Annotated in this window: 28 protein-coding genes; 12 read left to right on the forward strand and 16 right to left on the reverse strand. The window is 74.0% G+C overall.

Features of this window, described 5'->3' with window-relative positions:
* Positions 1-94: 94 nt before the first annotated feature.
* Together MJ876_RS16560 and MJ876_RS16565 are read right to left on the reverse strand one after the other, a co-directional pair.
* Complete coding sequence (locus MJ876_RS16560) at positions 95-1,405, reverse strand: PhoH family protein (protein ID WP_240238035.1); 1,311 nt, start codon at positions 1,403-1,405, stop codon at positions 95-97.
* Between the two features lie 352 nt (positions 1,406-1,757).
* On the reverse strand, positions 1,758-2,537 hold the full coding sequence (locus tag MJ876_RS16565) for an isoprenyl transferase (protein ID WP_308192611.1): 780 nt from the start codon (positions 2,535-2,537) through the stop codon (positions 1,758-1,760).
* 118 nt (positions 2,538-2,655) lie between these two features.
* Between MJ876_RS16565 and MJ876_RS16570 the strand changes: the two genes are divergently transcribed.
* On the forward strand, positions 2,656-3,375 hold the full coding sequence (locus MJ876_RS16570) for a hemolysin III family protein (RefSeq protein WP_240237981.1): 720 nt from the start codon (positions 2,656-2,658) through the stop codon (positions 3,373-3,375).
* Positions 3,376-3,403: 28 nt separating this feature from the next.
* Here the strand turns inward: MJ876_RS16570 and MJ876_RS16575 are convergent, their stop codons facing one another.
* From MJ876_RS16575 to MJ876_RS16600, 6 genes are all read right to left on the reverse strand, one after another.
* Positions 3,404-3,784 (reverse strand): VOC family protein, encoded by a 381-nt coding sequence (locus MJ876_RS16575; protein ID WP_240237983.1) that lies wholly within the window; start codon positions 3,782-3,784, stop codon positions 3,404-3,406.
* A gap of 3 nt (positions 3,785-3,787) precedes the next feature.
* The gene (locus MJ876_RS16580) at positions 3,788-4,585 is read right to left on the reverse strand and encodes a DUF1353 domain-containing protein (protein WP_240237985.1); all 798 of its coding nucleotides are present in this window, start codon (positions 4,583-4,585) and stop codon (positions 3,788-3,790) included.
* Entirely contained in the window at positions 4,582-6,012 is a 1,431-nt protein-coding gene (locus tag MJ876_RS16585; RefSeq protein WP_240237987.1) for a hypothetical protein, read from the reverse strand. Before MJ876_RS16585 ends, MJ876_RS16580 begins: the two co-directional genes overlap by 4 nt.
* Positions 6,013-6,118: 106 nt before the next feature.
* Positions 6,119-6,454: a YnfA family protein gene (locus tag MJ876_RS16590; RefSeq protein WP_240237991.1), complete on the reverse strand. Its 336-nt coding sequence runs from the start codon at positions 6,452-6,454 to the stop codon at positions 6,119-6,121.
* Positions 6,455-6,502: 48 nt separating this feature from the next.
* Entirely contained in the window at positions 6,503-7,888 is a 1,386-nt protein-coding gene (locus MJ876_RS16595) for a GntP family permease (RefSeq protein ID WP_240237993.1), read from the reverse strand.
* Entirely contained in the window at positions 7,888-8,451 is a 564-nt protein-coding gene (locus tag MJ876_RS16600; RefSeq protein WP_240237995.1) for a gluconokinase, read from the reverse strand. Before MJ876_RS16600 ends, MJ876_RS16595 begins: the two co-directional genes overlap by 1 nt.
* Positions 8,452-8,556: 105 nt before the next feature.
* On the opposite strand from MJ876_RS16600, the gene MJ876_RS16605 reads away from it, so the two are divergent.
* From MJ876_RS16605 to MJ876_RS16620, 4 genes are read left to right on the forward strand one after another with little or no spacing between them, the layout of a single operon-like run.
* Complete coding sequence (locus MJ876_RS16605; protein ID WP_240237998.1) at positions 8,557-9,249, forward strand: FadR/GntR family transcriptional regulator; 693 nt, start codon at positions 8,557-8,559, stop codon at positions 9,247-9,249.
* A 31-nt stretch (positions 9,250-9,280) separates the two neighbouring features.
* A complete protein-coding gene (locus MJ876_RS16610) occupies positions 9,281-9,577 on the forward strand; it encodes a metal-sensitive transcriptional regulator (RefSeq protein WP_240238000.1) in 297 nt (98 codons plus the stop codon).
* Positions 9,578-9,599: 22 nt separating this feature from the next.
* On the forward strand, positions 9,600-9,803 hold the full coding sequence (locus MJ876_RS16615) for a heavy-metal-associated domain-containing protein (RefSeq protein ID WP_240238002.1): 204 nt from the start codon (positions 9,600-9,602) through the stop codon (positions 9,801-9,803).
* Positions 9,800-12,010 carry a cation-translocating P-type ATPase gene (locus MJ876_RS16620; RefSeq protein WP_240238005.1) on the forward strand — a complete coding sequence of 737 codons (2,211 nt, stop codon included), beginning with the start codon at positions 9,800-9,802 and terminating at the stop codon, positions 12,008-12,010. Before MJ876_RS16615 ends, MJ876_RS16620 begins: the two co-directional genes overlap by 4 nt.
* Here the strand turns inward: MJ876_RS16620 and MJ876_RS16625 are convergent.
* On the reverse strand, positions 11,988-13,214 hold the full coding sequence (locus tag MJ876_RS16625) for a SulP family inorganic anion transporter (protein ID WP_240238007.1): 1,227 nt from the start codon (positions 13,212-13,214) through the stop codon (positions 11,988-11,990). The two genes, MJ876_RS16620 and MJ876_RS16625, sit on opposite strands and share 23 nt — an antisense overlap.
* Before the next feature lie 47 nt (positions 13,215-13,261).
* Here MJ876_RS16625 and MJ876_RS16630 point away from each other — a divergent pair, with 47 nt between their 5' ends.
* Both MJ876_RS16630 and MJ876_RS16635 read left to right on the forward strand, forming a co-directional pair.
* Positions 13,262-13,639 carry a co-chaperone YbbN gene (locus MJ876_RS16630; RefSeq protein WP_240238009.1) on the forward strand — a complete coding sequence of 126 codons (378 nt, stop codon included), beginning with the start codon at positions 13,262-13,264 and terminating at the stop codon, positions 13,637-13,639.
* A gap of 7 nt (positions 13,640-13,646) precedes the next feature.
* Positions 13,647-14,249, forward strand: a complete 603-nt coding sequence (locus MJ876_RS16635; protein ID WP_240238011.1) for a bifunctional 2-polyprenyl-6-hydroxyphenol methylase/3-demethylubiquinol 3-O-methyltransferase UbiG — start codon at positions 13,647-13,649, stop codon at positions 14,247-14,249.
* 265 nt (positions 14,250-14,514) lie between these two features.
* On the opposite strand, the gene MJ876_RS16640 is transcribed toward MJ876_RS16635, so the two are convergent.
* Positions 14,515-14,808: a hypothetical protein gene (locus MJ876_RS16640; protein ID WP_240238013.1), complete on the reverse strand. Its 294-nt coding sequence runs from the start codon at positions 14,806-14,808 to the stop codon at positions 14,515-14,517.
* A gap of 12 nt (positions 14,809-14,820) precedes the next feature.
* Entirely contained in the window at positions 14,821-15,690 is an 870-nt protein-coding gene (mca, locus tag MJ876_RS16645) for a mycothiol conjugate amidase Mca (RefSeq protein ID WP_240238040.1), read from the reverse strand.
* A 198-nt stretch (positions 15,691-15,888) separates the two neighbouring features.
* Here mca and MJ876_RS16650 point away from each other — a divergent pair, with 198 nt between their 5' ends.
* Complete coding sequence (locus tag MJ876_RS16650) at positions 15,889-16,335, forward strand: DUF4307 domain-containing protein (protein ID WP_240238015.1); 447 nt, start codon at positions 15,889-15,891, stop codon at positions 16,333-16,335.
* A 216-nt stretch (positions 16,336-16,551) separates the two neighbouring features.
* Positions 16,552-17,049, forward strand: coding sequence for a transcription elongation factor GreA (greA, locus tag MJ876_RS16655; RefSeq protein ID WP_240238017.1), 498 nt, complete (start codon positions 16,552-16,554; stop codon positions 17,047-17,049).
* Positions 17,050-17,087: 38 nt separating this feature from the next.
* On the opposite strand, the gene ilvA is transcribed toward greA, so the two are convergent.
* Genes ilvA through MJ876_RS16670 form a run of 3 tightly spaced genes read right to left on the reverse strand, consistent with a single transcriptional unit; the run spans position 17,088 to position 20,888 of the window.
* Entirely contained in the window at positions 17,088-18,341 is a 1,254-nt protein-coding gene (ilvA, locus tag MJ876_RS16660; RefSeq protein WP_240238019.1) for a threonine ammonia-lyase, read from the reverse strand.
* The gene (locus MJ876_RS16665; RefSeq protein ID WP_240238021.1) at positions 18,338-19,678 is read right to left on the reverse strand and encodes an AI-2E family transporter; all 1,341 of its coding nucleotides are present in this window, start codon (positions 19,676-19,678) and stop codon (positions 18,338-18,340) included. The genes ilvA and MJ876_RS16665 overlap by 4 nt, the downstream gene beginning before the upstream one ends.
* A gap of 25 nt (positions 19,679-19,703) precedes the next feature.
* A complete protein-coding gene (locus MJ876_RS16670) occupies positions 19,704-20,888 on the reverse strand; it encodes a cystathionine gamma-synthase (protein ID WP_240238023.1) in 1,185 nt (394 codons plus the stop codon).
* Between the two features lie 46 nt (positions 20,889-20,934).
* Between MJ876_RS16670 and MJ876_RS16675 the strand changes: the two genes are divergently transcribed.
* The 3 genes from MJ876_RS16675 to msrA are packed head-to-tail and all read left to right on the forward strand — an operon-like array spanning position 20,935 to position 24,598.
* The gene (locus MJ876_RS16675) at positions 20,935-22,290 is read left to right on the forward strand and encodes an amidohydrolase (protein ID WP_240238025.1); all 1,356 of its coding nucleotides are present in this window, start codon (positions 20,935-20,937) and stop codon (positions 22,288-22,290) included.
* Entirely contained in the window at positions 22,287-23,909 is a 1,623-nt protein-coding gene (locus MJ876_RS16680; RefSeq protein WP_240238027.1) for an AbgT family transporter, read from the forward strand. The genes MJ876_RS16675 and MJ876_RS16680 overlap by 4 nt, the downstream gene beginning before the upstream one ends.
* 38 nt (positions 23,910-23,947) lie before the next feature.
* On the forward strand, positions 23,948-24,598 hold the full coding sequence (msrA, locus tag MJ876_RS16685) for a peptide-methionine (S)-S-oxide reductase MsrA (protein WP_240238029.1): 651 nt from the start codon (positions 23,948-23,950) through the stop codon (positions 24,596-24,598).
* A gap of 133 nt (positions 24,599-24,731) precedes the next feature.
* Here the strand turns inward: msrA and MJ876_RS16690 are convergent, their stop codons facing one another.
* Positions 24,732-25,766 carry an NAD(P)-dependent alcohol dehydrogenase gene (locus tag MJ876_RS16690; protein WP_240238031.1) on the reverse strand — a complete coding sequence of 345 codons (1,035 nt, stop codon included), beginning with the start codon at positions 25,764-25,766 and terminating at the stop codon, positions 24,732-24,734.
* Positions 25,763-26,137 carry a hypothetical protein gene (locus MJ876_RS16695; RefSeq protein ID WP_240238033.1) on the reverse strand — a complete coding sequence of 125 codons (375 nt, stop codon included), beginning with the start codon at positions 26,135-26,137 and terminating at the stop codon, positions 25,763-25,765. The genes MJ876_RS16690 and MJ876_RS16695 overlap by 4 nt, the downstream gene beginning before the upstream one ends.
* Between the last annotated feature and the right edge of the window lie 212 nt (positions 26,138-26,349).

Consider the following 26,349-nt stretch of genomic DNA (forward strand, 5'->3'; position numbering starts at 1 on the left):
CCGGGGGGGGCGGGCGCCCCCCCCCCCCCCCGCCCCCCCCCCCGCCCGGGCCCCCCCGGCCCCCCCCCGCCCCCGGGGCCCCACGGACGCGCGCTCAGAGGGTCACGTGCTCCAGCATCTCGGTGACGAGGGCGGCCACCGGCGACCGCTCGGAGCGGGTCAGGGTGACGTGCGCGAACAGCGGGTGGCCCTTCAGCCGCTCGACCACGGAGACGACGCCGTCATGACGTCCGACCCGCAGGTTGTCGCGCTGGGCGACGTCGTGGGTCAGGACCACCTTCGAGTTGGCGCCGATGCGCGAGAGCACGGTGAGGAGCACGTTGCGCTCCAGGCTCTGCGCCTCGTCGACGATGACGAAGGAGTCGTGCAGCGACCGCCCGCGGATGTGGGTCAGCGGCAGCACCTCGAGCATCCCGCGGTCGAGGACCTCCTCGATGACGTGACGCGAGGCCACGGCGCCGAGCGTGTCGAACACGGCCTGGGCCCAGGGCGACATCTTCTCGGACTCCGAGCCCGGCAGGTAGCCGAGCTCCTGACCGCCGACGGCGAACAGGGGCCGGAACACCACGACCTTCTTGTGCTGCTGGCGCTCGAGGGTGGCCTCGAGGCCGGCGCACATCGCCAGCGCCGACTTGCCGGTGCCGGCGCGGCCGCCGAGGGAGACGATGCCGACGTCGGGGTCCAGCAGCAGCTCGAGCGCCATCCGCTGCTCGGCGGAGCGGCCGTGGATGCCGAACGCCTCGCGGTCGCCACGGACCAGCCGCACCTGCTTGTCCGCCGTCACCCGCCCGAGCGCGGTGCCCCGGTCGGACAGCAGCACGAGGCCCTGGTGGCACGGCATCTCCCGCGCCTCCGGGAGGTCGACCACGCCCTCGTCGTACAGCTCGTCGAGGTCGGTGGCGGCGACGTCCATCTCCGCCATGCCGGTGTAGCCGGAGTCGGACTCCCCGACGGCCTCCGCGCGGTACTCCTGGGCGTCGAGCCCAACCGCCGAGGCCTTGATCCGCAGCGGGAGGTCCTTGGAGACCAGGGTGACCTCGTGGCCCTCGTCGGCGAGGTTCCGCGCCACCGCGAGGATCCGGGTGTCGTTGCCACCGAGCCGGAAGCCGGAGGGCAGGGCGGTGGGGTCGGTGTGGTTCAGCTCGACGCGCAGGCTCCCGCCGTCCTCGCCGATCGGCACCGGCTGGTCGAGACGGCCGTGCAGCACCCGCAGCTCGTCGAGGGCACGCAGCGCGGTGCGGGCGAAGAACCCGAGCTCCGGGTGGTGACGCTTGCCCTCGAGCTCGGTGATGACGACGACGGGCAGGACCACCTCGTGCTCGTCGAAGCGTCGGATCGCACCGGGGTCGGCCAGCAGGACGCTGGTGTCGAGGACGTAGGTGCGGGTGCTGGTCTCGCTGGTCATGGAGGCCACGGCTTACCTCTCGTGGACCGGCGCACGCACTCGCGTCCGGCCCTAGTCGCTTCGCTCGGACCGGGATCGCACCCGGGGGCCGGAGTGCCGACCCCTTCCTCCGACCGCGCCCCGACGCCCCGCCTCGCGGCGGCTGTCGTGACGGTGGACGGACAAGAGTCGGGCCTTCCTGGTACAGCGGGCTTCCCCACCCGCCGATGGCCCGAAAGTACGCCGCGCGGGCGGCGGCGATGCGCGACACGCCCGACCGCCGCGTGAACGCCGTGTGACGTGTCGTCCCACCTGTCCCACCCGTCACGCAGGTGATCACGTGGTTTGGTGCGAGGGTCGTGCGGCCCCCGCGTCAGGCGCCGAAACGGCGGTCGCGCAGCGCGTAGGCGCGGACCGCGCGGAGGAAGTCGACCCGGCGGAAGTCGGGCCAGAACGCCTCGCAGAAGTAGAACTCGCTGGTGGCCGATTGCCACAGCAGGAAGCCGCCGAGCCGCTGCTCGCCGGAGGTCCGGATGACGAGGTCGGGGTCGGGCTGGCCCTTGGTGTAGAGGTGGGCCGCGATGTGCTCGACGTCGATGACCTGGGCGAGCTCCTCCAGCGTCGTCCGCCGCGTCGCGTGCTCGGCCAGCAGGGACCGGACGGCGTCCGCGATCTCGCGGCGGCCGCCGTACCCGACGGCGACGTTGACCAGCAGGCCGTCGTTGTCGCGGGTGGCCTCCTCCGCCTCCTTGAGGCGCTCGGCCGTGGCGGCGGGGAGCAGGTCGAGGGCGCCCACGGGGTGGATGCGCCAGCGGCCGGTGGCGGCCAGGGACTGCACGGCGCCCTCGATGATGTCGAGCAGGCCGGTGAGCTGCTCCGGCGGCCGGTTCGACAGGTTGTCGCTGGACAGCAGCCACAGCGTGACGACCTCGACGCCGATCTCCTCGCACCAGCCGAGCATCGGCGCGATGTTGTCGGCGCCGGCCCGGTAGCCCTCCGCGGTCCCGAGGCCCACGGCGCGTGCCCAGCGGCGGTTGCCGTCCAGCATGACGCCGATGTGCTGGGGCATCCGGGCGTCGTCGGGGATGCGGCGCATCATCCGCGCCTCGTAGGCCGGATAGAGCACCCGACGCAGTCCCCGCTTCCAGTCCACCTCGGCATGCTAGCGGCCGACCCGTGTTCCCCGGGGTCTCCGCGGGCATGCCGGGAGGCCGGCGCGAGGTTGGTCACGAACCCCCCGGCCGGTCATCGGGCCTCGCTAGTCTCGGGGCATGAACGCACGCGTCGCCGACCTCACCCAGGGGGCCGCCGACCACGTCCGCGAGGCGTTCGCCGAGGTGAAGCCCAAGCTCCGGGGGTGGCTGCACCTCGCGACCGCTCCGTTGACGCTGGCCGCCGGCATCGTCCTGTTCGTCCTGTCCCCGAACGCCGTGACCAAGATCGGGTCCGCGGTGTTCACGGGCTCGGCCCTCGTGCTGTTCACCGTCTCCGCGATCTACCACCGGGGAACGTGGTCACCGAAGGTCTGGGCGTTCCTGCGCCGGTTCGACCACTCGAACATCTTCCTGCTCATCGCGGGCTCCTACACCCCGTTCAGCCTGCTGCTGCTCGAGGGCACCCCCCGGGTGGTCCTGCTGACGACGGTGTGGACCGGCGCCGTCCTCGGCGTGCTGTTTCGCGTCTTCTGGGCGGGCGCCCCGCGGTGGCTGTACGTCCCGATCTACATCGCCCTCGGCTGGGCGGCGGTGTTCTTCATCCCCGACTTCGCCGAGGGCGCCAGCGGGATCGGCGTGGGCGTCGGCACCGCCGTGCTGGTGCTGGTCATCGTCGGTGGCGGGCTCTACACGCTCGGTGGGCTGGTCTACGGCCTGAAGCGGCCGAACCCGTGGCCGAAGTACTTCGGGTTCCACGAGGTCTTCCACACCCTCACGATCCTCGCGTTCGCCTCGCACTACGTCGGCGTCTCGCTGCTGACCTACTCGCTGCGCTGAGCCGGCCCGCCGTCGCGTCCCCGCGGGGTCAGGCCGGCAGCTCCTGCAGGGACCACCCGTTGCCGTCGGGGTCGGCGAAGAACGCGAAGCGTGACCCCGGCGTGCCCTCGGGGCCGAGCTGCTGCACCTCGCTGATGTCGACGCCGCGGGCGGCGAGCCCGGCCCGGGCGACGTCGATGTCGTCGACGCAGAGCTGGAGGCCCTTGGTCGATCCCGGCTCCCCCAGCGGCATGCCCTCGCCGACCACGACGGAGCACGGGGAGCCCGGCGGGGTCATCTGCGCGACTCGCATGCCCGGTGACGGGCGCACGTCGTGGTCCAGGTGGAAGCCGACCTGCTCGGTGTAGAAGGCGAGCGAGCGGTCGACGTCCGCCACGGGGACGGCGATGACGAGGAGTCGGAGGTCCACACCTCAGTCAACCGCGCGCGCCCGCCCCGACACCAGGGCCTCGAGGGCGGCGTAGACGAGATAGGTCACGGCCAGCGCCGCGGTCACGTGGAGCAGGAGGGCCAGGGCGACGTTCGCGACCACGCCGGCCACCACGAAGCGACCCCACAGCAGGGCGAGCAGGCAGGGCAGGACGACGGCACCGGCCACCCCCTGCAGCAGACGGACGGCGTCCGGGCCGGTGCCAGTCCAGGGCACCCCGACGCCCGTCCCGGCGAGGTCGAGGGTGGCGAGCACACCCAGCACGACCGTCACGAGCAGGGTCAGCACCGCCACCCCGCGGAACCACCAGCGACGCGCCGACCCCCAGCCGGTGGCTCGCCCGTCGACCATCGTCGCCACGGTCACCGCGGACCACACCAGCCAGCGGCGCACCAACGGGACGCCGAGGTCGGCCATGGCGTCCCGGAACACGCGGTCGGCCTGCGGCCGGGTCACCTCGACCCCGCCCGGGCTCACGTACGTCGGCGGCAGCGCCGGGTCGGTCTCCACCAGGCCGTCGTGCACCAGCGCCGCCGGGAGGTGCCGGCCGCTGCGCGGGACCAGCCAGGTGAAGAACCGTGGGACCGAGGTGAGGTCGGTCCGGAAGGTGACGGGGTCGGCGGGCACCAGCAGCGGCCCCAGCCGACGGTCGTCGTACCCGATGCGGCGGAGCATCGCGAAGGCCTCCTCGCCCTCCTCCATCCGGCGCTCCAGGAAGACCCGCGCCGGTGCCTCCCGGTCCGCCGGCTCGTCGGGCAGGCCGCCGTCGAAGAACCTCACGGACGACGGTCCCGACCGCTCGTCAGGAGTCGGCGCAGACCGGGCACCAGGTCGTCGTACGGCGCGCACAGGGCGTCGGTGAGCTCGAGGGAGAGACGGCGCGGGTCCGCCGACGCGGCACAGGCCGCACCCACCAGCAGCGCGGCCCACGTCCAGGTCGGGCCGACCACCCGGTCGCGCCGCGCACGGCGGGCGACCGGGCGCGGGAGCACCGCGTCGATGGTGTCGACCGAGGTGGCGTCAGTCACGGCGAGTCCCTGCAGGTGCGCCACCGCGTCGAGGTAGCGGACGTCCCCGCACGCCACGTGGTGACGCGTGAGCAGCTCGGGCAGCTCGCGGGCCCGGAGGTGGCCGAGGACCTCGGCGACTGCTCGCACGACGCTCTCGGGAGCGAGGAACTCGGGTGGGGCGCCGACGCTCCCGGAGCGCGACCAGCGGAAGGGGCCGGTGCCTGCGAGCAGCAGCTCGCGGTCCGCGACGTCTCGGACCACGGCGGTGGACAGCGCGGCGAGCAGTCCGCGCCGCAGCAGGCCCGCGAGGTCGTCCGACGCCGTCGGCCACGGCCCGAGGGCGTCGGTCGCGGCCGCGACCACTGCGGGCCAGGACCCGTCCTCGACGACGGCGCCGACCAGCTCCTCCACCTCCTCGTCGAGCCTGTCCACCCCGCCGAGACGCCCCGACCGTCTCGCCGCCGCCCGCACCATCGCGAGCACGTGGCCGGCAGAGGTCCCTGTCGTGTAGCCGGAGGCGCACTCCAGGAGGAAGCGCGCCTGCTGGTCGGGTCCGCCGCCCACCACTGCTGCGGCGATCCCCCGCACCAGCGGCGTCATCGGTCCGTGGTCGCCGTGCGGGTCGAAGTCGAGGGCGTCGCTGCGCCAGGACGCGGGCAGGAGCGCGACCCGGGAGGGGCGAGGCGCCAGGCCCAGCAGCATCTCCCGGCAGAGCCCGACCATCCCGAGGTCCGCGGGGCCGAGCTCTCCCGGCGGCGGCCTGTGCAGCGACCACCGCACCGGAAGGACGACGGCCGCCGGGTCGGCCCCGAAGGCGTCGACCTGCTCCCGCTCGACGGCCTCGCCCAGCCGGAACGTGACGGTCGCGTCGCCGGCGTCGTAGCTCTCGGTGTGGGTGGAGCCTGCGGACAGACGACCCGCGAGCACCAGCTCGGCGAGCTCGTTCAGGGTCTGGGCCATGTCCTGCGCCGAGAAGGACCAGTCCGCGCCCGGGTCGTCTCCCTCGGTGGGACGCGCCCACAGGTGCAGCTCCGGGGAGCCGCGGTCGTGCAGACCGATCGTGTAGGCGAAGGCGCCCGGTGACGCGTCGGACGGCGTCGCAGGTGCCGGTTCGTCGCCGCTCCCGCAGCAGGCGCTGCAGTGCACGTCGTCCGAGACGACCTGCACCATCCACGTCGGCGTCGCGCTGGTCCCCATGCCGCCTCCCCGTCCCGGGCCCGAGCGAGCCCGACAGACGCAGGCTGGCACGATCCACCGACAGCCGCAGACGGTCGGACGAAGACCCTGTGGACGGCGCAGCCTCTCAGGCCAGGTCGCGCGGGGCGTACATGATGACGGCGACCCCGACGAGACAGATCAGCGCGCCGAGGTAGTCCGTCCACGCCGGGCGGAAGCCGTCGACGGCCATGCCCCAGGCCAGCGACCCGGCGACGAACACCCCGCCGTACGCCGCGAGGACGCGGCCGAACTCGGCGTCCGGCTGGAACGCGGCGACGAACCCGTAGGCGCCCAGGCACAGCACGCCCGCCCCGACGAACAGGAGGCCCCGGGACTCCCGGACCCCCTGCCAGACCAGCCAGGCCCCACCGATCTCGAGCAGCGCGGCGAGCACGAACAGGACGACGGAGCGGGCGATCACCCGTCGAGGCTAGGGCGGGCGGGGGCCCGGCGGTCGGGTCCCCCGCACCTACCCGATCGCGTAGATCACGGAGGCCAGGGCGAAGCCCATGACGCCGATGGTGGTCTCCATGACGGTCCAGGTCTTCAGCGTGGTGCGGACGTCCATCTCGAAGAACCGCCCGACCAGCCAGAACCCGGAGTCGTTGACGTGGCTGGCGACGACCGAGCCCGCGGCCAGCGCGAGGACGACGGCGGCGACCTGGACGGGCGAGTAGGAGCCGTCGAGGACGACGGGCTGCACCAGGGTCGCCGCGGTGGTGAGCGCGACGGTGGCCGAGCCCTGGGCGACGCGCAGGGCCGCGGCGATGAGGAAGCCGGCGAGGATCACGGGGATGCCGAGGCCCGACAGGGTGTCGGCGAGCGCGTCGCCGATGCCGCTGGTGCGCAGGACGTAGCCGAACATGCCGCCGGCGCCGGTGATGAGGATGATCGCGCAGACCGGGCCGAGGGCGCCGTCCACCAGCTTCTCGAGGGTCTCGCCGGCGACGCCGCGGCGGGCGCCGAGGACGTACATGGCGACCACGAGCGTGATCAGCAGCGCGACCGGCGTCGAGCCGAAGACGCGCAGGACGGCGACCCAGCTGGCCTCCCCGTCGACCCAGCCGGCCGTGGCGGCGGTGTTGAGGCCGGTCTCCAGGAAGATCAGGACGAGCGGGAGCAGCAGCAGGCCGACGACCGTCCCGGCGGTCGGGGGCTTGCCGAGGGCCTCCTCCTGCTTCGGCCCGCCGGAGAGGACGTCGGGCACCGGCACCTCGATCCGCTTGCCGACCCAGAGGCCGAAGAGGTAGGCGGTGACGTACCAGGTCGGGATCGCCACCACGAGGCCGAGCAGGACGACGAGGCCGACCTGCGCCTCGAGCAGCCCGCTGGCGGCGACCGGACCGGGGTGGGGCGGGACGAAGACGTGCATGACCGAGAACGCGCCGGCGGCCGGCAGGCCGTAGCGGAGCAGACCCCCGCCCATGCGCCGGGCCACCGCGAAGACGATGGGCAGCATCACGACGAGGCCGGCGTCGAAGAAGATGGGGAAGCCGAAGATCAGCGAGGCGATCCCGAGCGCGAGGGGGGCCCGCTTCTCCCCGAACCGGGCGATGAGGGTGTCGGTCAGCACCTGGGCTCCGCCGCTGACCTCGACCAGCCGCCCGAGCATCGCGCCGAGGGCGACCAGCAGGGCGACCGTGCCGAGCGTCGTCCCCAGCCCGGTCGTCAGGGCCGGGATGATCTGCGCGGCGGGGTAGCCGGTCGCGAACGCGGTGATCAGGCTGACGATGATCAGCGCGAGGAACGCGTGGACCTTGAAGCGGATGATGAGGACCAGCAGGAGGGCGACCGCGCCGGCCGCGATGCCCAGCAGCGCCCCGGGGCCCAGAGTCTGCTCGAAGGTGATCTCCATCAGGACGTCTCCTCGGGGGTGCCACCGGTGGCGGCGTCGGTGGTGAGTGCGGCGTACGCCGCGTCGACGAGCTCGTCGACGCCCAGGACGACGTCGAGGACGACGCCGGGCTCGTCGCCGGCGAGGGGCTCGAGGGTCGCGAACTGCGACTCGAGCAGGCCGGGGGGCATGAAGTGCTGCCCGCGGGCGGCTTGGCGTCGCGCGATGAGGTCGCGGTCGCCGTGCAGGTGCACGAACACCGCGGACGGCGCGTGCTCACGGAGCACGTCGCGGTAGGACCGCTTCAGCGCCGAGCAGGCCACGACCCCGCCGGCCTCCCCCGTGCCGGCGAGCCAGTCGCCGACCGCGGCGAGCCAGGGCCAGCGGTCGTCGTCGTCGAGCGGCGTCCCGGCGCGCATCTTCTCGACGTTGGCGGGCGGGTGCAGGTCGTCGCCGTCCTCGAATGGCACGCCCAGTCGGCGGGCGAGTGCCTCGCCGACGGTCGACTTGCCGCAACCGGAGACCCCCATCGCCACGACGTGGACGGGGTACGAGACCGCAGTGGGGGCCGTGTCGTGCGTCACGTGGTCACCCTCACACGAATGATCTGATCATTGCAAGGCCGCGGGGCCGGATAGTCAGTCGATTGATTCCGCGAGAAGGCATTGGACCGATGACATGATGCGCGGGTGACCCGACCCGACGGCCCGTTGCAGGAGGGCGTGCTCGACGCGCTCGGCCTGCGCATCGCGTCGGGCGGGCTGGCCGCCGGGACGGTGCTGACCCTCGAGTCCATCGACGCCGAGTACGGCGTCTCGCGGTCCGTGTCGCGCGAGGCCGTGCGCGTGCTGGCGGCGATGGGGCTGGTGACCACCCGCCGCCGCGTGGGGGTCACGGTCTGCGAGCGCAGCGCCTGGCAGGTCTTCGACCCCCGGCTCATCCGCTGGCGCCTCGCCGGCCCCGACCGGGCCGCCCAGCTGCGCTCCCTCACCGAGCTGCGGGCGGGCTTCGAGCCCACCGCGGCGGCGCTGGCCGCCGGCCGCGCCACCACGGCCCAGGGGCGCCGGCTCGCCGAGGCCGCGCTCGACATGGCCGAGCACGGCGCGACGGGCGACCTCGGTGCCTACCTCGCCGCCGACCAGGTCTTCCACCGCACGCTGCTCGAGGCCGCCGGCAACGAGATGCTCACCGCGCTGGCGGACGTCGTCGACGAGGTGCTCGCCGGCCGGACACGGCACGACCTCATGCCCGCCCGCCCGAACCCGGAGGCGATCGCCCTGCACGAGGCGGTGGCGCGCGCGGTCAGGGTCGGTGACGCCCGGGCGGCCGAGGACGCCGTCCGCGGGATCATCGCCGAGGCCGCTGCGGCCACCAGCGGTTGATACCCCTACCCCCCAGGGGTACCTTGGTGGCATGGACAGCACCACGCCCGGTTACGCCGACCGCAAGGACGACGTCCTCAAGCGCCTGCGCCGCATCGAGGGCCAGGCCCGCGGCCTGCAGCGCATGGTCGAGTCCGACACGTACTGCATCGACGTGCTCACCCAGGTCTCGGCGACGACGAAGGCCCTCCAGGCCGTCGCGCTGAGCCTGCTCGAGGAGCACATGTCGCACTGCGTCGCCGACGCCGCCGCCAGCGGGGACGACGACGCGGCGCGCGAGAAGATCGCCGAGGCCTCCGCCGCCATCGCGCGCCTCGTGAAGTCCTGAACGACCACCAGGAGGAGAACCCATGGCCCAGCAGAGCTACACCGTCGACGGCATGACCTGCGAGCACTGCGTCGCCTCGGTCACCGAGGAGATCTCCGAGCTCGACGGCGTCACCGACGTCAGCGTCGACCTCGGCTCCGGCCGGGTGGTCGTGACCACCGAGGCCCCCGTGACCGACGACGCCGTCCGCGCCGCCGTGAGCGAGGCCGGCTACACCGCCCGATGAGCACGCAGGACGTCGAGCTCGAGCTCACCGGCATGACGTGCGCGTCGTGCGCGAACCGGATCGAGCGGAAGCTCAACAAGCTCGACGGCGTCACCGCGACGGTCAACTACGCGACCGAGCGGGCCAGCGTCAGCTACCCCGCCGACCTCGGGACCGACCGCCTGGTCGAGACCGTCGAGGCGGCCGGGTACGCCGCTCGCGTGCCCGAGCCGACGCGGAACGACGAGGAGGACGGCCGCGACCCGCTCGCGGTGCGGCTCCTCGTCTCCACCGTCCTCTCGGTGCCCGTCGTCGTCCTCGCGATGGTCCCGCCGTGGCAGTTCGCCGGCTGGCAGTGGGTCTCCCTCGTGCTCGCGCTCCCGGTGGTGCTGTGGGGCGGCCTGGGCTTCCACCGCGCCGCCTGGACCAACCTGCGTCACCGCGCGACCACGATGGACACCCTCATCTCGATCGGCACCCTCGCGGCGCTCGGGTGGTCGCTGTACGCCCTGTTCCTCGGCTCGGCCGGCGAGATCGGCATGAGCCACGGCTTCTCGCTCACGGTGGAGCGCGGCGACGGCACCGCGAACGTCTACCTCGAGGCCGCCGCCGGCGTCACCACGTTCCTCCTCGCCGGGCGCTGGCTGGAGCACCGCTCGAAGCGCCGGGCCGGCTCCGCGCTGCGTGCGCTCATGGACCTCGGCGCGAAGGACGTCACCCTCCTGACCGACGACGGCGAGCGCCGGGTCGCGGCGGACCAGCTGGGCGTGGGCGACGCGTTCGTCGTCCGCCCCGGCGAGACGGTCGCGACCGACGGTGAGGTCGTCTCCGGCTCCTCCGCCGTCGACACCTCGATGCTGACCGGCGAGTCCGTGCCGGTGGAGGTCGCCGCCGGCGACGCGGTCACCGGCGCGACCCTGAACGTCGGCGGGCGGCTGCTCGTCCGCGCCACCCGCGTCGGCGCCGACACCCGCCTCGCGCGGATGGCGCGGCTCGTCGAGGACGCCCAGACGGGCAAGGCGGCCGCCCAGCGGCTCGCCGACCGCGTCTCGGCCGTGTTCGTGCCCGCCGTCCTGCTGCTCGCGCTGGCGACGCTGGTCACCTGGCTCGCCGTGGGTGAGCCCGCGCAGGCGGCGTTCACGGCCGCGGTCGCCGTCCTCATCATCGCCTGCCCCTGCGCGCTGGGGCTCGCCACGCCGATGGCGCTGATGGTCGGGACGGGCCGCGGTGCGCAGCTCGGCATCCTCATCAAGGGGCCCGAGGCCCTGGAGCGGACCCGGCGTCCCGACGTCGTGGTGCTCGACAAGACCGGCACGGTCACCACGGGCGCGATGAGCCTCGTCGAGGTCCTGGCGACCGACGGCACCGACGAGACCGCGGTGCTGCGGTACGCCGGCGCGCTCGAGGAGGCCTCCGAGCACCCCGTCGCCCGCGCCATCGCCGTCGGCGCGCGGGAGCGGGTCGGCGTGCTGCCGGAGGTCACGGACTTCGTCAACGAGCCCGGTCGCGGCGTGCGCGGCACCGTCGACGGCACCGCCGTCGTGGTCGGTCGCCCCGGCCTCCTCACCGGGCAGACGATGCCGGACGACCTCGCGGCCGCCCTCGCCACCGAGACCGCCCGCACGACCGTCGCGGTCGGCTGGGACGGCGCCGTGCGCGGCCTGCTGGTGGTCGCCGACCGGGTCAAGGACACCTCCGCCGAGGCCGTCGCCGACCTGCGCGCCCTCGGGCTGCGGCCGGTGCTGCTGACCGGGGACGCCGAGCCCGTCGCCCGCGCCGTCGCCGCCGAGGTCGGCATCGACGCCGCCGACGTCGTGGCCGGCGTCCTGCCCGAGGAGAAGGTCGACGTCGTCCGCCGCCTCCAGCGCGAGGGACACGCCGTGGCCATGGTCGGGGACGGCGTGAACGACGCCGCCGCGCTCGCGACCGCCGACCTCGGCCTCGCGATGGGCACCGGCACGGACGCCGCGATCGAGGCCTCGGACCTGACCCTGGTCCGCGGCGACCTGCGGGTGGCGGGCGACGCCATCCGGCTGTCGCGCCGCACGCTGGGCACGATCCGGGGCAACCTGTTCTGGGCCTTCGCCTACAACGTGGCCGCGCTGCCGCTGGCGGCGCTGGGGCTCCTCAACCCGATGCTCGCCGGGTTCGCGATGGCGGCGTCCTCGCTGTTCGTCGTGGGCAACAGCCTGCGCCTGCGCCGCTTCAGCGCCCGCGCCGGGACCTGACCGAGGCGAGCAGCGACGCCAGCCCCACGACGACCACGCCGACCCCGAGGCCGACGAGCAGGTTGTGGGTCTCGACCACCGCGGCGAGGGTCGCCAGCATGGCGACGGTGTCGCGGACCGGCCGGGTCCGCACCCCCGTGGGGGTGAGGCTCTCCCGGTCGATGCTCTGCCAGGCGACCATGAGCATCACCGCCACGAGCGCGGCCATCGGGATGGCGGCCACCACGTCGCCGAGCAGCAGGACGAGCACGAGCATGAACAGGCCTGCGGAGAACGTCGAGAGCCGCGTGCGGGCCCCGTTCACGCGGGTGTTCATCACGCTCTGGCCGATGACGGCGCACCCGCCCATGCCGCCGAAGAACCCGGTCACCAGGTTGGCGCCGCCCTGGCCGCAGGCCTCGCGCCGCTTGTCGGAGCCGGTGTCGGTGACCCGGTCCACCAGGTCCGCGGTGACCAGGGTCTCGAGGAGACCGACGAGCGCCAGCCCGACGGCGTACGGCCCGACGATGCGGAGCGTCTCCCACGTCAGCGGCACCTGGGGCAGCACCGGCATCGGGGGTGCCGACGGGAGCGCGCCCTCGTCGCCGACGTCCGGGACGTCGAGGCCGGCGAGGACCGTGACCGTCGTCAGCAGGACGATGGCGACCAGCGGCCCCGGCACCGCGCGGGTGAGCCGCGGCCACAGCGCCACGACGGCCACCCCGACGACCACCATCGGGTAGACCACCCACGGCACCCCGACGACGTGCGGGACCTGGGCGAGCAGGAGCAGCGCGGCGAGGGAGTTGACGAATCCGACCATGACCCCGCGCGGCACGAACCGCATCAGCCGCGCCACCCCGGCGAGGCCCAGCACCACCTGGACGAGCCCGCCGAGCAGCACGGTGGCCAGCAGGTAGTCCAGACCGTGGTCGTGCATCACCGGCGCCACCACGAACGCGACCGCGCCGGTGGCCGACGAGATCATCGCCCGGCGGCCGCCGAGGACGGCGATCGACATCGCCATCGTGACCGAGGTGAACAGCCCCACCCGGGGGTCGACCCCGACGATCACGGCGAAGGAGATCGCCTCGGGCACCAGCGCGAGCGCGACCACCAGCCCGGCGAGCAGCTCGCGGCGCAGGACCCGGGGCGAGCGCAGGGCCCCGAGGACGGTGTGCACGTCGCCGTCGGCACCGGGCGCCGGCGGGCGGGTCGTGGTCACGACCCGCGAAGGTACTCCCAGATCCTGGGCCCACGTACGGTGGACCGATGGCCACCATCGAGCTGACCGCCGAGAACTTCACCGAGCACGTGCAGGGTGACGGCATCCTGCTGGTCGACTTCTGGGCCTCCTGGTGCGGCCCGTGCCGCCAGTTCGCCCCGACGTACGAGGCCGCCTCGGAGGCCCACCCCGACATCACCTTCGGCTCCGTCGACACCGAGGACCAGCAGCAGCTGGCCGCCGCGGCGCAGATCCAGTCGATCCCGACGCTCATGGCCTTCCGCGACGGGATCCAGGTCTTCGCCCAGGCCGGGGCGCTGCCGCCGCCGGCGCTGGAGGAGCTGATCGGCGCCGTCCGCGGCCTCGACATGGAGGACGTCCGACGCCAGGTCGCCGAGCAGACGTCGCAGCAGCCGAGCGAGTAGTCGACCGGTGGACGCCGCCGCCTGGGACGCCAAGTACGCCGCCGCGGAGCAGCTGTGGTCGGCCGGCCCGAACACGTTCGTGTCCACCGAGTGCGGGCACCTCCGCGCCGGCTCGGCCCTCGACCTGGCCGCCGGTGAGGGCCGCAACGCGCTCTGGCTCGCCTCCCTCGGGTGGCGCGTGACCGCGGTCGACTTCTCCGGCGTCGCGATCGAGCGCGGCAGGCGGCTGCCCGGCGCCGACGCGGTGACCTGGGTCGTGGACGACGTCACCACCTGGCGGGCCGCCTCCCCGGTCGGCCTCGTCGTCGTGGCGTACCTGCAGCTGCCGGCCGACGAGCTCCAGGCCGCGGTCCGTACCGCCGTCGGCGCGATGGCCCCGGGCGGCCGGCTGGTGTGGGTCGCGCACGACCGCAGCAACGTCGCCGACGGCGTGGGCGGACCGCAGGACACCACCGTCCTGTCCACCGCGCCCGAGCTCGCCCAGCACGTGGCCGCGGCGGCGTCCGACCTGGGCGTCGCGGTGGAGCTCCGCCGGGCCGACACCGTCGAGCGGCCGGTCGGGGACCGCGTCGCCCTGGACTGCCTGCTCGTGGCCCGGCGTACCGGCTAGGCGTACCCGGCCCCCTACCGACAACGGGTGCCGAGTCGGCACGTCTGCGCACCCCAGGACCCTCGAGTCGGCACATCTGCGCACCTCAGGACCCTCGAGTCGGCACGTCTGCGCACCCTTCGGGCCGACTCGGCGCCCTCAGGGCGTGCGTTGGGGCCGACTCGCCGCCCTCAGGGCGTGCGTTGGGGCCGACTCGGCGCCCTCAGGGGATGTGTTCGGGCCAACTCGGCGCCCTCAGGGGGTGCGTTCGGGCCGACTCGGCGTGCTAGCTGGTCTGGTCGCTGCTGGCGCCGCGCGGGGTGCGGTCGCGGGCGTCGCCGGCGTCCGGCGGGTCGCCGAAGACCCCGGCGTCACGGGCCCGGCGGGTCTTCGCGATCTGGCGGACGAAGCTCCAGCACAGCAGCGCCACGACCCCGCAGAGGCCGAAGAAGATGGCGAACGCGGTCCAGCCCGCCTTCACGTCCTCCGGCGGCGGACCCTGCTCGACACCACCCGGGGCGGGGACGTCGGCCAGGACGTGCCAGGCCACGGTGGCGAGGTCGTTGACGAGCGCGATCACGCCTCTATCGTCTCACCCTCGCGGTTGCGCGCCGACGTCGGCGCGGACGCCGGCGAACAGGTCGTCCTCGGGCAGCGGGGCGCCGGTGCGGTCCACGACCCGCTCGAAGTCCTCGGTCGGCCACACGGCGCGCTGCAGGTCCATGGGGACGGCGAACCAGTGCCCGTCGGGGTCGATCTGGGTGGCGTGCGCCAGCAGGGCGCGGTCGCGGACCTCGAACCAGTCGCCGCACGGCACCTTCGTCGTGATGCGGGCGTCCCACTCGGGCTCGGGCACCCACTTCTCCAGGCGCTCGGCCCACGGCGACTCCAGGCCCCGCTCGAGCAGCGCGTCGTGGATCGCCTGCGTGCGCGGCCGGTTGAAGCCGTGGTGGTAGTAGAGCTTCTGCGGCTCCCACGGCTCCCCCGCGTCGGGGTAGGCGTCGGGGTCGCCCGCAGCCTCGAAGGCCGCGACCGTGACCCGGTGGCACATGACGTGGTCGGGGTGCGGGTAGCCGCCGCGCTCGTCGTACGTCGTCACGACGTGCGGCCTGACCTCGCGGATCAGCCGGACCAGCGGCTCGGCGGCCTCCTCGACCGGCACCAACCCGAAGCAGCCCTCGGGCAGGGGCGGCTTCGGGTCGCCCTCCGGCCAGCCGGAGTCCACGAAGCCCAACCAGTGCTGGGTGATGCCGAGGATCTCGCGGGCGGCGTCCATCTCGGCCCGCCGGATCTCCGTCATGTTCTCGAGGACGTCGGGCCGCTCCATCCGGGGGTTCAGGATCGAGCCGCGCTCGCCGCCCGTGCAGGTGACGACGTGGACCTCGGCGCCCTGGTCGACGTACATCGCGGTCGACGCCGCGCCCTTCGACGACTCGTCGTCCGGGTGGGCGTGCACGTGCATCAGCCGCAGGCCCGACTTCGGCCCTCCACGCTCCGCGGCGGCCACCGCCGAGGCCGCGGTGTCGGTGTGCTCCTCGTTCTGCACCGGGCCGTCCGGGCCGTCGGCCCGCGCGTGGTTCTCGTGCATGGCACCACGGTAGTCCCGGCGCCGCCACCGGCACCGGGGACCCGGTCACCAGGCGGATGGGACGATGGGGCCATGAGCACGTCGACCGACACGCCGACGCCGGGCACGCCCCGCGGGTCCGTGCCGGCCGACCGGTACGGCGCCCCGCGGGTCAGCGCCCGCCGGGCCGGGATCATCGGCCTGGTCGTCCTGGGCCTCCTCGCCGGCGTCTGGCTGGCCTGGGTGACCCTCGCCCACAGCTCGCCGCAGGTCCGCTCGCAGCTCACCGGGTGGGACGTCGTGGACGACGGGCAGGTCACCGCGATCCTCACCGTGACCATCGACCCCGACGTGACCGCGACCTGCCGGGTCCGCGCGGTCGCCGAGGACCACACCATCGTCGGCGAGCTCGGCTTCACCGTCGACGGCTCCGACTTCGACGGCACCGGGCGCATCGAGCGCACCGTCCGGACCGAGCGCCGCGCCACCGCCGTCGACGACCTCGGCTGCACGACACCGGACCAGTCCCGCCCCCGCTGAGCCCCCGTCGGGGCGCGGGCGCGGGCGCCGATTGCTAGACTGACCGCTTCCTCCCGCAGGAACCGCACCACCGCCTGCCTCCAGGCAGGGCGAGACGGCGACCGGGCCACTCGGCCACGACGTCGTTCCGGACACGCGGGAGCAGGACGAGAACGATCCGAACGCACCGGACGCACCGCGTACCGGGACGATGCCGCACTACCCCAGGAGCACCCGATGACGCAGGCCGGAGAGCAGAACACCGTCTGGCTGACCCAGGAGGCCTACGACAAGCTCAACGCCGAGCTGGAGGAGCTCAAGGGTCCGATCCGGCAGGAGATCGTCGACCGCATCAGCGCGGCCCGCGACGAGGGCGACCTCAAGGAGAACGGCGGCTACCACGCCGCCCGCGAGGAGCAGGGCAAGGTCGAGGGCCGCATCCTGCAGCTGCAGGACATGCTGCGTCGCGCCGAGGTCGGCGAGACCCCCGAGGACGACGGCACCGTCTCCCCCGGCATGAAGGTCACCTACCGGTTCGTCGGCGACGACGACACCGAGACCTTCCTGCTCGGCGCGCGCGAGATCGAGGACGACACCCTCGACGTCTACTCCCCCCAGTCGCCGCTCGGCTCCGCGATCGTCGGCGCGAAGGTCGGCGACGTCGTCGGCTACGACGCCCCGAACGGCAAGCGCCTCGAGGTCGAGATCGTCGAGGCGGTCCCCTACACGGGCTGACCCGTCGCGCGGCCTCCCCGCCGGTCCGGTCGGCCGCCTCAGGCCGGGCCGGTCTCCTCGACGCGGTAGCCGCGGTCGCGGAGGCGGCCGATGACCTCGGCGGCGTGGGGCTCGCCGCGGGTCTCGGCGTGGATGATGACCTCGACCTCGTCGATCCGCAGCTGCGGCGACAGGCGCTCGTGGCCGACGTCCAGCACGTTCGCGCCGGCCTCGGCGACGTCGACGAGCAGCTGGGCGAGGCCGCCCGGGCGGTCGGGCACGCAGACCCGCAGGGAGAGGTAGCGCCCGGCGGCGGCCATGCCGTGCCGGATGACCTTGCCGAGCAGCAGCGGGTCGATGTTGCCGCCCGACAGCACGGCGACCGCGGGCGTCTCGACCAGCCCGGGGGCGGCCATGAGGGCCGCGACGGCGGCGGCCCCGGCGGGCTCGACGACCATCTTCGCCCGCTCCAGCAGCGCGAGCAGCGCCCGCGACATCATCTCCTCGCTGACGGTGACGATCTCGTCCACGTGCTCGCGCACCGCCGCGAACGGGACGTCGCCGGGACGCCCCACCGCGATGCCGTCGGCCATGGTCGACATCTGCGTCAGCGCGACCGGCTCCCCGGCCTCGAGCGAGCCCGGGTACGCCGCCGCGTTCTCGGCCTGCACCCCGATCACGCGGATCGACGGGTCGGTGGCCTTGACCGCGAGGGCGACCCCGGCCAGCAGGCCCCCGCCACCGGTGGGCACCAGGACGGTCCGGACGCCGGGCGCCTGCTCGAGGACCTCGAGCCCCAGCGTCCCCTGGCCGGCGACGATGTCGACGTGGTCGAAGGGGTGGATGAGCACCGCCCCGGTCTCGTCGGCGAACTCCCGCGCCCGGCCGAGCGCCTCGTCCACCGACCGCCCGTGGAAGACGACGTCGGCGCCGTAGCCCCGCGTCGCCTTCTCCTTCGGGATCGGCGCGCCGACGGGCATGACGACGGTCGCCCTGATGCCCAGCATCTGCGCGGCGAGCGCGACACCCTGCGCGTGGTTGCCGGCGGACGCCGCGACGACGCCGTTCGCGCGCTCGGCCTCGGTGAGCCGGGACATCCGCAGGTAGGCGCCGCGGATCTTGAAGGAGCCGCAGCGCTGGAGGTTCTCGCACTTGAGCTGCACCCGGCCGCCGGTGAGCGCCGACAGCCAGCGGGACTCCTCCATCGGCGTGCACGTCGCCGTCCCCGCCAGGGCCTCGCGCGCCGCGAGGATGTCGTCGAGGCCGACGGCGGCGGTGGGGTCACCGGTCCTGCTGGTGTCCGTGGTGGTCACGCGGACACCTTCTCAGGCTCGTCACCCACCGGCCCAGGGTCCACGTCGTGCCCGGCCAGGTGGTGGACGACGGCGTTCAGGGCCGCGACGAGCGGCACCGCGATCAGCGCGCCCGCGATGCCCGCCACCAGCACGCCGCAGCCGATGGCGACGATCACCCCCAGCGGGTGGACCGAGACGAAGCGGCCGGTGAGGAACGGCTGCAGCAGGTGCCCCTCGATCTGCTGGACGACGATCACGCCGACGAGCATGAGCAGCGCCGTCAACGGACCGTGGGCCACGAGGGCGACGAGGACGGCGACGCCGCCGGCGACCGTGGCGCCGACCATCGGCACGAACGCCCCGAGGAAGACCAGGACGCCGATCGCCGCGACGAGCGGCACGTCGAGGACGGCCGCCCAGATCATGATCCCGATCGAGTCGGCGAGCGCGATGATCACCGTCGCGCGCACGAACCGGGTCAGCGACACCCAGGCCACCCGACCCGAGCCGTCGAGCTGACGGCGGGCGTCGCGCGGGGCGATCCGCACCACCCACGACCAGATCCGGGCCCCGTCGGCCAGGAAGAAGTACGTCGCGAACAGGACGATGAACATCCCGGCCACCACGTGGCCCAGGGCGAGGCCGAACTCGGTGACGCGGGCGAGGACGGCGCCGTCCTGCGCGGTGTCGACGACAGCCGCCTGCGCCTGCCCGAGCCAGTCGTTGATCTGGGTGTCGGACGCCCCCAGCGGGCCCGTCTGCACCCACTCCCGGACCTGTCCCAGCCCGGCTGCGGTCTGGTCGGCGAGGTCGGAGGCGCCGTCGGCCACCTGGCGGCCGACGAAGGTGAGCAGGGCGACCAGGGCGCCCAGCCCGACGAGCACCACGAGCAGCGCCCCCAGCGCCTTGGGCACCCCGATCCGACGCAGGCCGGACACGGCGGGGCTGACGAGCGCGGCGATGAGCAGGGAGATCGCCAGCGGCAGGGTGACGACGGCGAAGTAGGCCAGCAGCCACAGCACGAGGTAGCCGGCGCCCGCGATGAGCAGCAGGCGCCAGGACCAGGCCGCGGCGAGGTCGAGGCCCCACGGAACCTCGGCGCGCCGCAGGTTGGACGAGCCGGTGACCTCGAGCGGGCCGCGGCGCGACCCGATGGCCTCGAGCCGCCGCTTGCGCAGGGTCGCCCACTGCTGGGTCAGCAGCCGGGTGCGGCGTTCCAGCGGGGCGTCGGCACCACGGTCCGCGTCAGCGACCGGAGCCTCGGCAGGGGCGTCCGACGGCGCGCCGTCCGGCCGGTCGTGCTCTGGGTCCTCGGGGGCCGGGCGGGCGCCGAGGTCGTCGCCGACGCTGGTCACCCGGCCAGGCTACTCATCGTGTGGGTCATCCCAGTGCCTGGTCGAGGTCGGCCAGGAGGTCGTCGACGGTCTCGATGCCGACCGAGAGCCGGACGAGGTCGGCGGGCACCTCGAGCGAGGTCCCCGCGACGGAGGCGTGGGTCATCCGGCCGGGGTGCTCGATCAGCGACTCGATGCCGCCGAGCGACTCCGCGAGGGTGAACACCTCGGCCCGTCCGCAGGCGTCGAGCGCGGCCTGCTCGCCGGAGGCGTGCCGGAAGGACACGATGCCGCCGAACCGCTTCATCTGACGGCTCGCCACCTCGTGGCCGGGGTGCGCGGCCAGGCCGGGGTAGATCACCTCGGCGACCCGCGGGTCGCCCTCGAGGAACGCGACGACCGCCTCGGCGTTGTCGCAGTGGCGCTCCATGCGCACCGCCAGGGTCTTCAGCCCGCGCAGCACGAGCCAGGAGTCGAACGCCCCGGCGACCGCGCCGATCGAGTTCTGGTGGAACGCGAGGCGCTCGGCGAGGTCGGCGTCGCGGACGGCGAGCGCTCCCCCGACGACGTCGGAGTGGCCGCCGGCGTACTTGGTCGTCGAGTGGACGACGACGTCGGCGCCGAGGGTCAGCGGCTGCTGCAGGTACGACGACGCGAAGGTGTTGTCGACCACCAGCAGCGCGCCGGCGTCGTGGGCGACGGCGGCGAGCGCCTCGATGTCGCCGACGCCGAGCAGCGGGTTGGTCGGGGTCTCCAGCCAGACCAGCCGCGTGCGGCCCGGCTCGATCGCGGCGGCGACGGCCTCGGTGTCCGCGACCGGCGCCGTCGTGTAGTCGAGACCCCAGGGCTTCTCGACCTTGTCGAACAGCCGGAAGGTGCCCCCGTAGGCGTCGTCCGGGATCACCACGTGGTCGCCCGGGGTGCAGGTGGCACGCACCAGCGTGTCCTCCGCGGCGAGCCCCGAGGCGAACGCGAAGCCGCGCTCCCCCAGCTCGAGCGCGGCGACCGTCTGCTCCAGGGCGGTGCGGGTCGGGTTGGCGGAGCGGCTGTACTCGTACCCGCCCCTCAGGCCGCCGACGCCGTCCTGCTTGTACGTCGAGGTGGTGAAGATCGGCGGGATCACCGCACCCGTGGTCGGGTCCGGCTCCCACCCGGCGTGGATGGCGCGGGTCTCGAACCCGGCCTTGTCCTGCTGGTGCCCGCCGGCCTGCCCGCTGCTCGGTTCGCTCACCCACCGAGGCTATCCGGGCTGCGACGGTGCCCCTACGGTGACCGTCGTGGACCAGCAGGCGGGTGACCAGCCGCGGCCGTCGACCGCCTACCTCGACGTCCTGCGCGACCAGACCGAGCGTCGCGCGGCCGTCGCGCAGCCCCTGGGCTCGACGTACGACGGGGCCGACGAGGCCCTGCACCACCGGGTGGCGGCCGACGTCGAGGCGACCGGCGGCGACCTCGTGGCGCTGGCGATGGACCTGCACGCCCACCCGGAGCTCGCGTTCGCGGAGACGCGCTCGGCCGCGGCGGTGGCGGGGCTCGCCTCCCACCTCGGGCTGCGGCCGCAGGTCGGCGTCCACGGCCTGGCGACCGCCGTCCGCGCGGAGGTGACCAGCCCCGGCTTCGACCCGGTGCGGCACCGCACGGTCGCCGTCCTCGCCGAGTACGACGCCCTGCCGGGCCTGGGCCACGCGTGCGGGCACAACGTCATCGCCGCCACCGCGGTCGGCGCGGCCGGCGCCCTCGGACGGCTGCTCACCGACCCACCGCCCGGGGTCCAGGGCCGCGTCGTCCTGCTCGGCTGCCCGGCCGAGGAGGGGCACACGGGCAAGGAGTACCTCGCCCGCGGCGGCGCCTTCGACGGCCTCGACGCCGCCGTGATGGTGCACCCCTTCGGCGCCGACGTGGCCGACCAGGTGTGGCTGGGGCGCCGGGTGCTCAGCGCCACCTGGACCGGGGTGTCCGCCCACGCCTCCGCGAGCCCCTTCGCCGGCCGCAACGCCCTCGACGCGGCCTCGCTGGCCTACCAGGGCATCGGGCTGCTGCGGCAGCAGACCCCGCCCGTCGACCGGGTGCACGCCGTCATCGTCGAGGGCGGCCACCGCGCCTCGGTGATCCCGGACTCCGCCCGCATGGACCTCTACGTCCGCTCCCCCTTCCCGGAGACCCTCGCGGACCTGTCGCGGCGCGTGGACGACGTCCTGCACGGCGCCGCGCGGATGGCGGGCGTCGGTGTCGAGGTGACCTGGGACGAGCACCCGCCGTCCTTGCCCGTGCGCGCCAACGGGCCCCTGACCGGCCGCTGGTCGGTCGCGCAGCAGGCGCGCGGCCGCTCGCCGTACCCGCCCGGCGTGGTGCCGGAGACGCTGGCGGCCTCCACGGACTTCGGCAACGTCAGCTACCGCCTGCCGGGCATCCACCCGCTGATCGCGATCGCGGGGCCGGAGGTCGCGCTCCACACCACCGAGTTCGCCGAGGCCTCCCGCTCCGACGCCGCCGCGACGGCCGCCGTCGACGGCGCCGCCGGTCTCGCCGCGGTGGCCCTCGACCTGCTCGCCGACGACGTCCTCGCCGAGGCGGTGCGCGCGGACTTCGAGGACGCGGGCGGCGCGCTGGACGTCGCGGGGTACTTCGGATGAGCGCGCCGACGACCACCGGCGGGTGGGGTGACCGGCTCCTCAGCGCGGTCGAGAGGGCGGGCAACCGGCTGCCGCAGCCCTTCAACCTGTTCCTCATCCTGTTCGCGGTCCTCGCCGTGGTGTCCTCCGCACTCGCCTACGCGGGGGTGACGGTCGAGGTCCCGGGCGCCGACGAGCCGACCGCCGTCCGCGGCTTCCTCACCGGGGAGGGCCTGACCTGGTTCACCGCGAACCTCGGCCCGAACTTCATCAACTTCCCCCCGCTGGTGACGGTGGTGACGCTCCTGCTGGCCATCGGCATCGCGGAGCGGACGGGCTTCCTGGCCGCCGGCATCCGCTCGACCATGGGTGCCGCCCCCCGCTGGGCGCTGCCGTACGCCGTGGGCTTCCTGGGCGTGTGCGGCTCGGTGATGTCGGACTCGATCTTCATCGTGGTCCCCCCGCTGGCCGCCCTGGCCTTCGCGGCCGCGGGTCGGCACCCGATGGCGGGCCTGATCGGCGGCTTCGCGGCCGCGGGAGCCGGCTACTCGACGAGCATCGTGCCGACCTCCCTCGACGCGCTCTTCGCGGGCATCACGAACGCGGTGGTGCCCGCCGTGCCGGCGCTCGAGCAGGCCGCCGACCCCGTGACCCCGCTCTCGAACTACTTCTTCAACGTCGTCAGCTCGGTCGTCCTCACCCTGGTCGCCGGGTTCGTGATCGACCGGGTGGTGGAGCCGCGGCTGGTGCGGCAGGGCGTGCCGACCGAGGAGCAGCCCGACCCCGACCGCGCCGGCCAGGACCCCGACGGCGGCGCCCCGCGCGAGCACGACCACGAGCACGCCCGCAGCACGACGCTGGACGACGCGGAGCGGCGCGGGCTCCGGCTCGCGGTCGTCGCGCTGGCGGTGCTGACCGTGCTGGTGCTGGTCGCGGTGCTCCCGCCGGGCTCGCCGTGGCGCAACGACGACGGCGCCTTCCTGCCGGCGTCCCCGCTGCTGGACTCGATCGTCTTCGTGGTCTTCGCCTACTTCGCCCTGGGCGGCTACGTGTACGGGCGCGTCTCCGGCAGCGTCAGCGGCTTCGGGGACGTTCCGCGGATGATGGGCGAGGCCATCCGCGACATGACGCCGTTCCTGGTGCTGGCCTTCGTGATGGGTCAGTTCATCGCGCTGTTCGACTGGTCCGGGGTGGGTTCGGCGCTGGCGGTGGCCGGGGCGGACGCCCTGGAGTCGGTCGGGCTGACCGGGCTCGTCGTGATCTTCGGGTTCATCCTGCTGTGCTCGCTGCTGAACCTGTTCATCTTCTCGGGCTCGTCGATGTGGACCCTCATGGCCGCGGTGTTCGTGCCGCTGCTCGGGATCCTCGGCTACGAGCCGGCGTTCGTGCAGGCCGCCTTCCGCATCGGCGACTCGGCCACGCAGATCATCACCCCGCTGAACCCCTACATGATCGTCCTGCTCACGTTCGTCCGCCGCTACGAGCCCGGCGCCGGCCTCGGCACCCTGATCGCCCGCATGCTGCCCTTCGTCGTCCCGTTCTGGGTGGCGTGGTCGGTGGTGCTGCTGGTGTTCGTGGGCCTCGACTGGCCCCTCGGGCCGGGCAACGCGACGTACCTGGACGGCGGCCCGCTGGAGTAGGGGTGGAACCATTTCGCCCCCCGGGGTGTTATGGAGGCATGTTCGGTCTAGGCAGCACGAAGCAGCAGATGATCGCCCCCGAGGACGCTCTGAAGGGCCAGGAGCGCGAGTGGGTCCACCTCGCGCCCAAGCACGTGGTGCTCGACGCGCCCGTGCGCACCGACGAGGTCCCCGACGGCCACGAGGTCGCCATCTTCGGCCTCGGGTGCTTCTGGGGCGCCGAGGAGATCTACTGGCAGATGGACGGCGTGTGGTCGACCTCGGTCGGGTACGCCGGCGGCTACACCCCGCACCCGTCGTACCGCGAGGTCTGCACCGGCCGCACGGGCCACACCGAGGCCGTGCGGATCGTGTTCGACCCGTCCGTCGTCTCGTACGCCGACCTCGTGAAGAGGTTCTTCGAGATCCACGACCCGACCCAGGGCATGCGGCAGGGCAACGACGTCGGCACGCAGTACCGCTCGGCGATCTACTTCACGACCTCCGAGCAGGAGCAGACCGCCCGGGAGCTGACGAAAATCTACGCCGACGAGCTCGCGAACCGGCGCCTCGGCGACGTGACGACCGAGATCGCCCCAGCGGGTGCGTACTACTACGCCGAGGACGAGCACCAGCAGTACCTCGCGAAGAACCCGTTCGGCTACCGGTGCCACGCCAACACCGGCGTGCGCTTCCCGGCGACCGCCTGACGCAGGCACCCACGACGGGCTCGACGCCACCGGCGTCGGGCCCGTCGTCGTCTCCGTCGTCGGGAGACGCACCGAGCGCCCCGACCGCGGGGGTGGTCGAGGCGCTCGGTGGTGGCTGGAGCCCGAGGGGGGCCTACGGCTCCAGGATCGCGCGGCCGCGGACGCGGCCGTTGTCGAGGTCCGTGATCGCCGACTGGAAGTCGTCGAGCGCGTACTTCTGGGTGTGGAGGGTCACCGCGCCGCGGGCGGTCAGCGCCATCAGGTCGCACAGGTCGTTGTAGGACCCGACGAGGTTGCCGATGATGTTGATCTCCGTCGACACGATGTCGATGGTCGGGATGTCGATGTTCTCGCCGTAGCCGACCACGTGGTAGTCGCCCGCCCGGCGGAGCATCTGCACGTTCTCCTTCGTCGCCCCGCCCTCGCCGACGAAGTCCACGAGCACCTCGCCGCCGAAGCCGTGCGTCAGCTCCAGGACCTGGTCGATGTGGGTGCCGTCGGACACGACGCCGTGGTCGGCGCCGATGCTCAGCGCCAGCTTGAGCGCGTCGGGGTTGCGGTCGACGACGATCAGCTCGGCCGGGGTCAGGGCCCGCAGGACCTGGATCCCGATGTGGCCGAGGCCGCCCGCGCCGACGATCACGCACTTGTCGCGCGGGGTCAGACGCTTCGCCGCCTTGGCCGCCGCGTGGTACGCCGTGAGGCCGGCGTCCGCCAGCGCCGCGACGTCCGCCGGCTCGAGGGAGTCGTCGAGCTTGACCACCGAGCGGGCCGTCGTCCGCAGGTACTCGGCGTACCCACCGTCGGAGTCGATGCCCGGGAACCGGTTGTCCTCGCAGTGGACGTCGTCGCCCGAGCGACACGCACGGCACAGGCCGCAGGTGACGAGCGGGTGCAGGATCACCTTGTCGCCCTCGGCGACGTTGGTGACCCCGGCGCCGACGGCGTGCACCCAGCCGGCGTTCTCGTGGCCGATCGTGTACGGCAGCGCGACGCCGGACTTCTCCTCCCACTGCCCCTCGAGGATGTGGAGGTCGGTGCGGCAGACGCCCGCCGCGCCGATCTTCACGACGACGTCCATCGGCCCGGAGACCTCCGGCACCGGGACCTCGTCCATCTGCAGGTCCTGGTGGTAGCCGACGACGCGGACGGCGCGCATGGTGCTCATCGCAGCTGCTCCTTGAGGGTGGTGAGGGGGAAGAACGTCTCGGGCTCGCGGGGCGCCTGGTCGGCGTCCGAGCCCGGGTAGCGCGTCGCCAGCAGCCCGCGGCAGAAGTGGGCGTTGCCGTCGATCGAGATCCGCGTCGAGCGCGCCCGGCGCAGCGCCATCGGCACCTCCTCCGGGGTGTAGGTCCGCCCGGTGGGGTCGACCATGACCACCGAGTCCGGGGCGTCGGGCAGGCCGAGGGCCTCCCGGCGCCGCAGGAGCGCCTCGGTGGCGTGGTCGCCGGCCGGCAGGTCCGCGAGGACGACGGTGCCGAGGTCGGCCTCGGCCAGGCCGTCGTCCGCGCGGAGCAGCGCCGTCAGGCACCGCTCCATCGCCGCCGTGTGGGCCTTGCGGCGGAAGATCGCCCGGAGCTCGTCCAGGCTCTCCTCCGCCTCGTGGCCGAACGTCCCGACGTAGCCCGCGTCGGCCGCGAGGCCCGCGTTGATGCGGTCCGAGTCGTGGGGGGGGGGGGGGGGGGCGGCCCCCCCCCCCCCCCGGGGGGGGGGGGGGGGGGGGGCCCCCCCGGGGGGCCGGGGCCGCGGGG

Origin of the sequence: Nocardioides sp. CFH 31398, assembly GCF_022436705.1 — a bacterium.
Classification (GTDB): domain Bacteria; phylum Actinomycetota; class Actinomycetes; order Propionibacteriales; family Nocardioidaceae; genus Nocardioides.

Bases quoted from the DNA above. Each gene is read 5' to 3' on its own strand.
- MJ876_RS16650 (WP_240238015.1), top strand. From the start codon at position 15,889: ATGAGCACGTCGACCGACACGCCGACGCCGGGCACGCCCCGCGGGTCC.
- msrA (WP_240238029.1), top strand. From the start codon at position 23,948: ATGTTCGGTCTAGGCAGCACGAAGCAGCAGATGATCGCCCCCGAGGAC.
- mca (WP_240238040.1), bottom strand. From the start codon at position 15,690: ATGCACGTGCACGCCCACCCGGACGACGAGTCGTCGAAGGGCGCGGCG.
- MJ876_RS16595 (WP_240237993.1), bottom strand. From the start codon at position 7,888: ATGGAGATCACCTTCGAGCAGACTCTGGGCCCCGGGGCGCTGCTGGGC.
- MJ876_RS16610 (WP_240238000.1), top strand. From the start codon at position 9,281: ATGGACAGCACCACGCCCGGTTACGCCGACCGCAAGGACGACGTCCTC.
- MJ876_RS16690 (WP_240238031.1), bottom strand. From the start codon at position 25,766: ATGAGCACCATGCGCGCCGTCCGCGTCGTCGGCTACCACCAGGACCTG.
- MJ876_RS16560 (WP_240238035.1), bottom strand. From the start codon at position 1,405: ATGACCAGCGAGACCAGCACCCGCACCTACGTCCTCGACACCAGCGTC.
- MJ876_RS16585 (WP_240237987.1), bottom strand. From the start codon at position 6,012: ATGGGGACCAGCGCGACGCCGACGTGGATGGTGCAGGTCGTCTCGGAC.
- MJ876_RS16615 (WP_240238002.1), top strand. From the start codon at position 9,600: ATGGCCCAGCAGAGCTACACCGTCGACGGCATGACCTGCGAGCACTGC.
- MJ876_RS16570 (WP_240237981.1), top strand. From the start codon at position 2,656: ATGAACGCACGCGTCGCCGACCTCACCCAGGGGGCCGCCGACCACGTC.
- MJ876_RS16630 (WP_240238009.1), top strand. From the start codon at position 13,262: ATGGCCACCATCGAGCTGACCGCCGAGAACTTCACCGAGCACGTGCAG.
- MJ876_RS16695 (WP_240238033.1), bottom strand. From the start codon at position 26,137: ATGGAGCGGTGCCTGACGGCGCTGCTCCGCGCGGACGACGGCCTGGCC.
- MJ876_RS16680 (WP_240238027.1), top strand. From the start codon at position 22,287: ATGAGCGCGCCGACGACCACCGGCGGGTGGGGTGACCGGCTCCTCAGC.
- MJ876_RS16620 (WP_240238005.1), top strand. From the start codon at position 9,800: ATGAGCACGCAGGACGTCGAGCTCGAGCTCACCGGCATGACGTGCGCG.
- greA (WP_240238017.1), top strand. From the start codon at position 16,552: ATGACGCAGGCCGGAGAGCAGAACACCGTCTGGCTGACCCAGGAGGCC.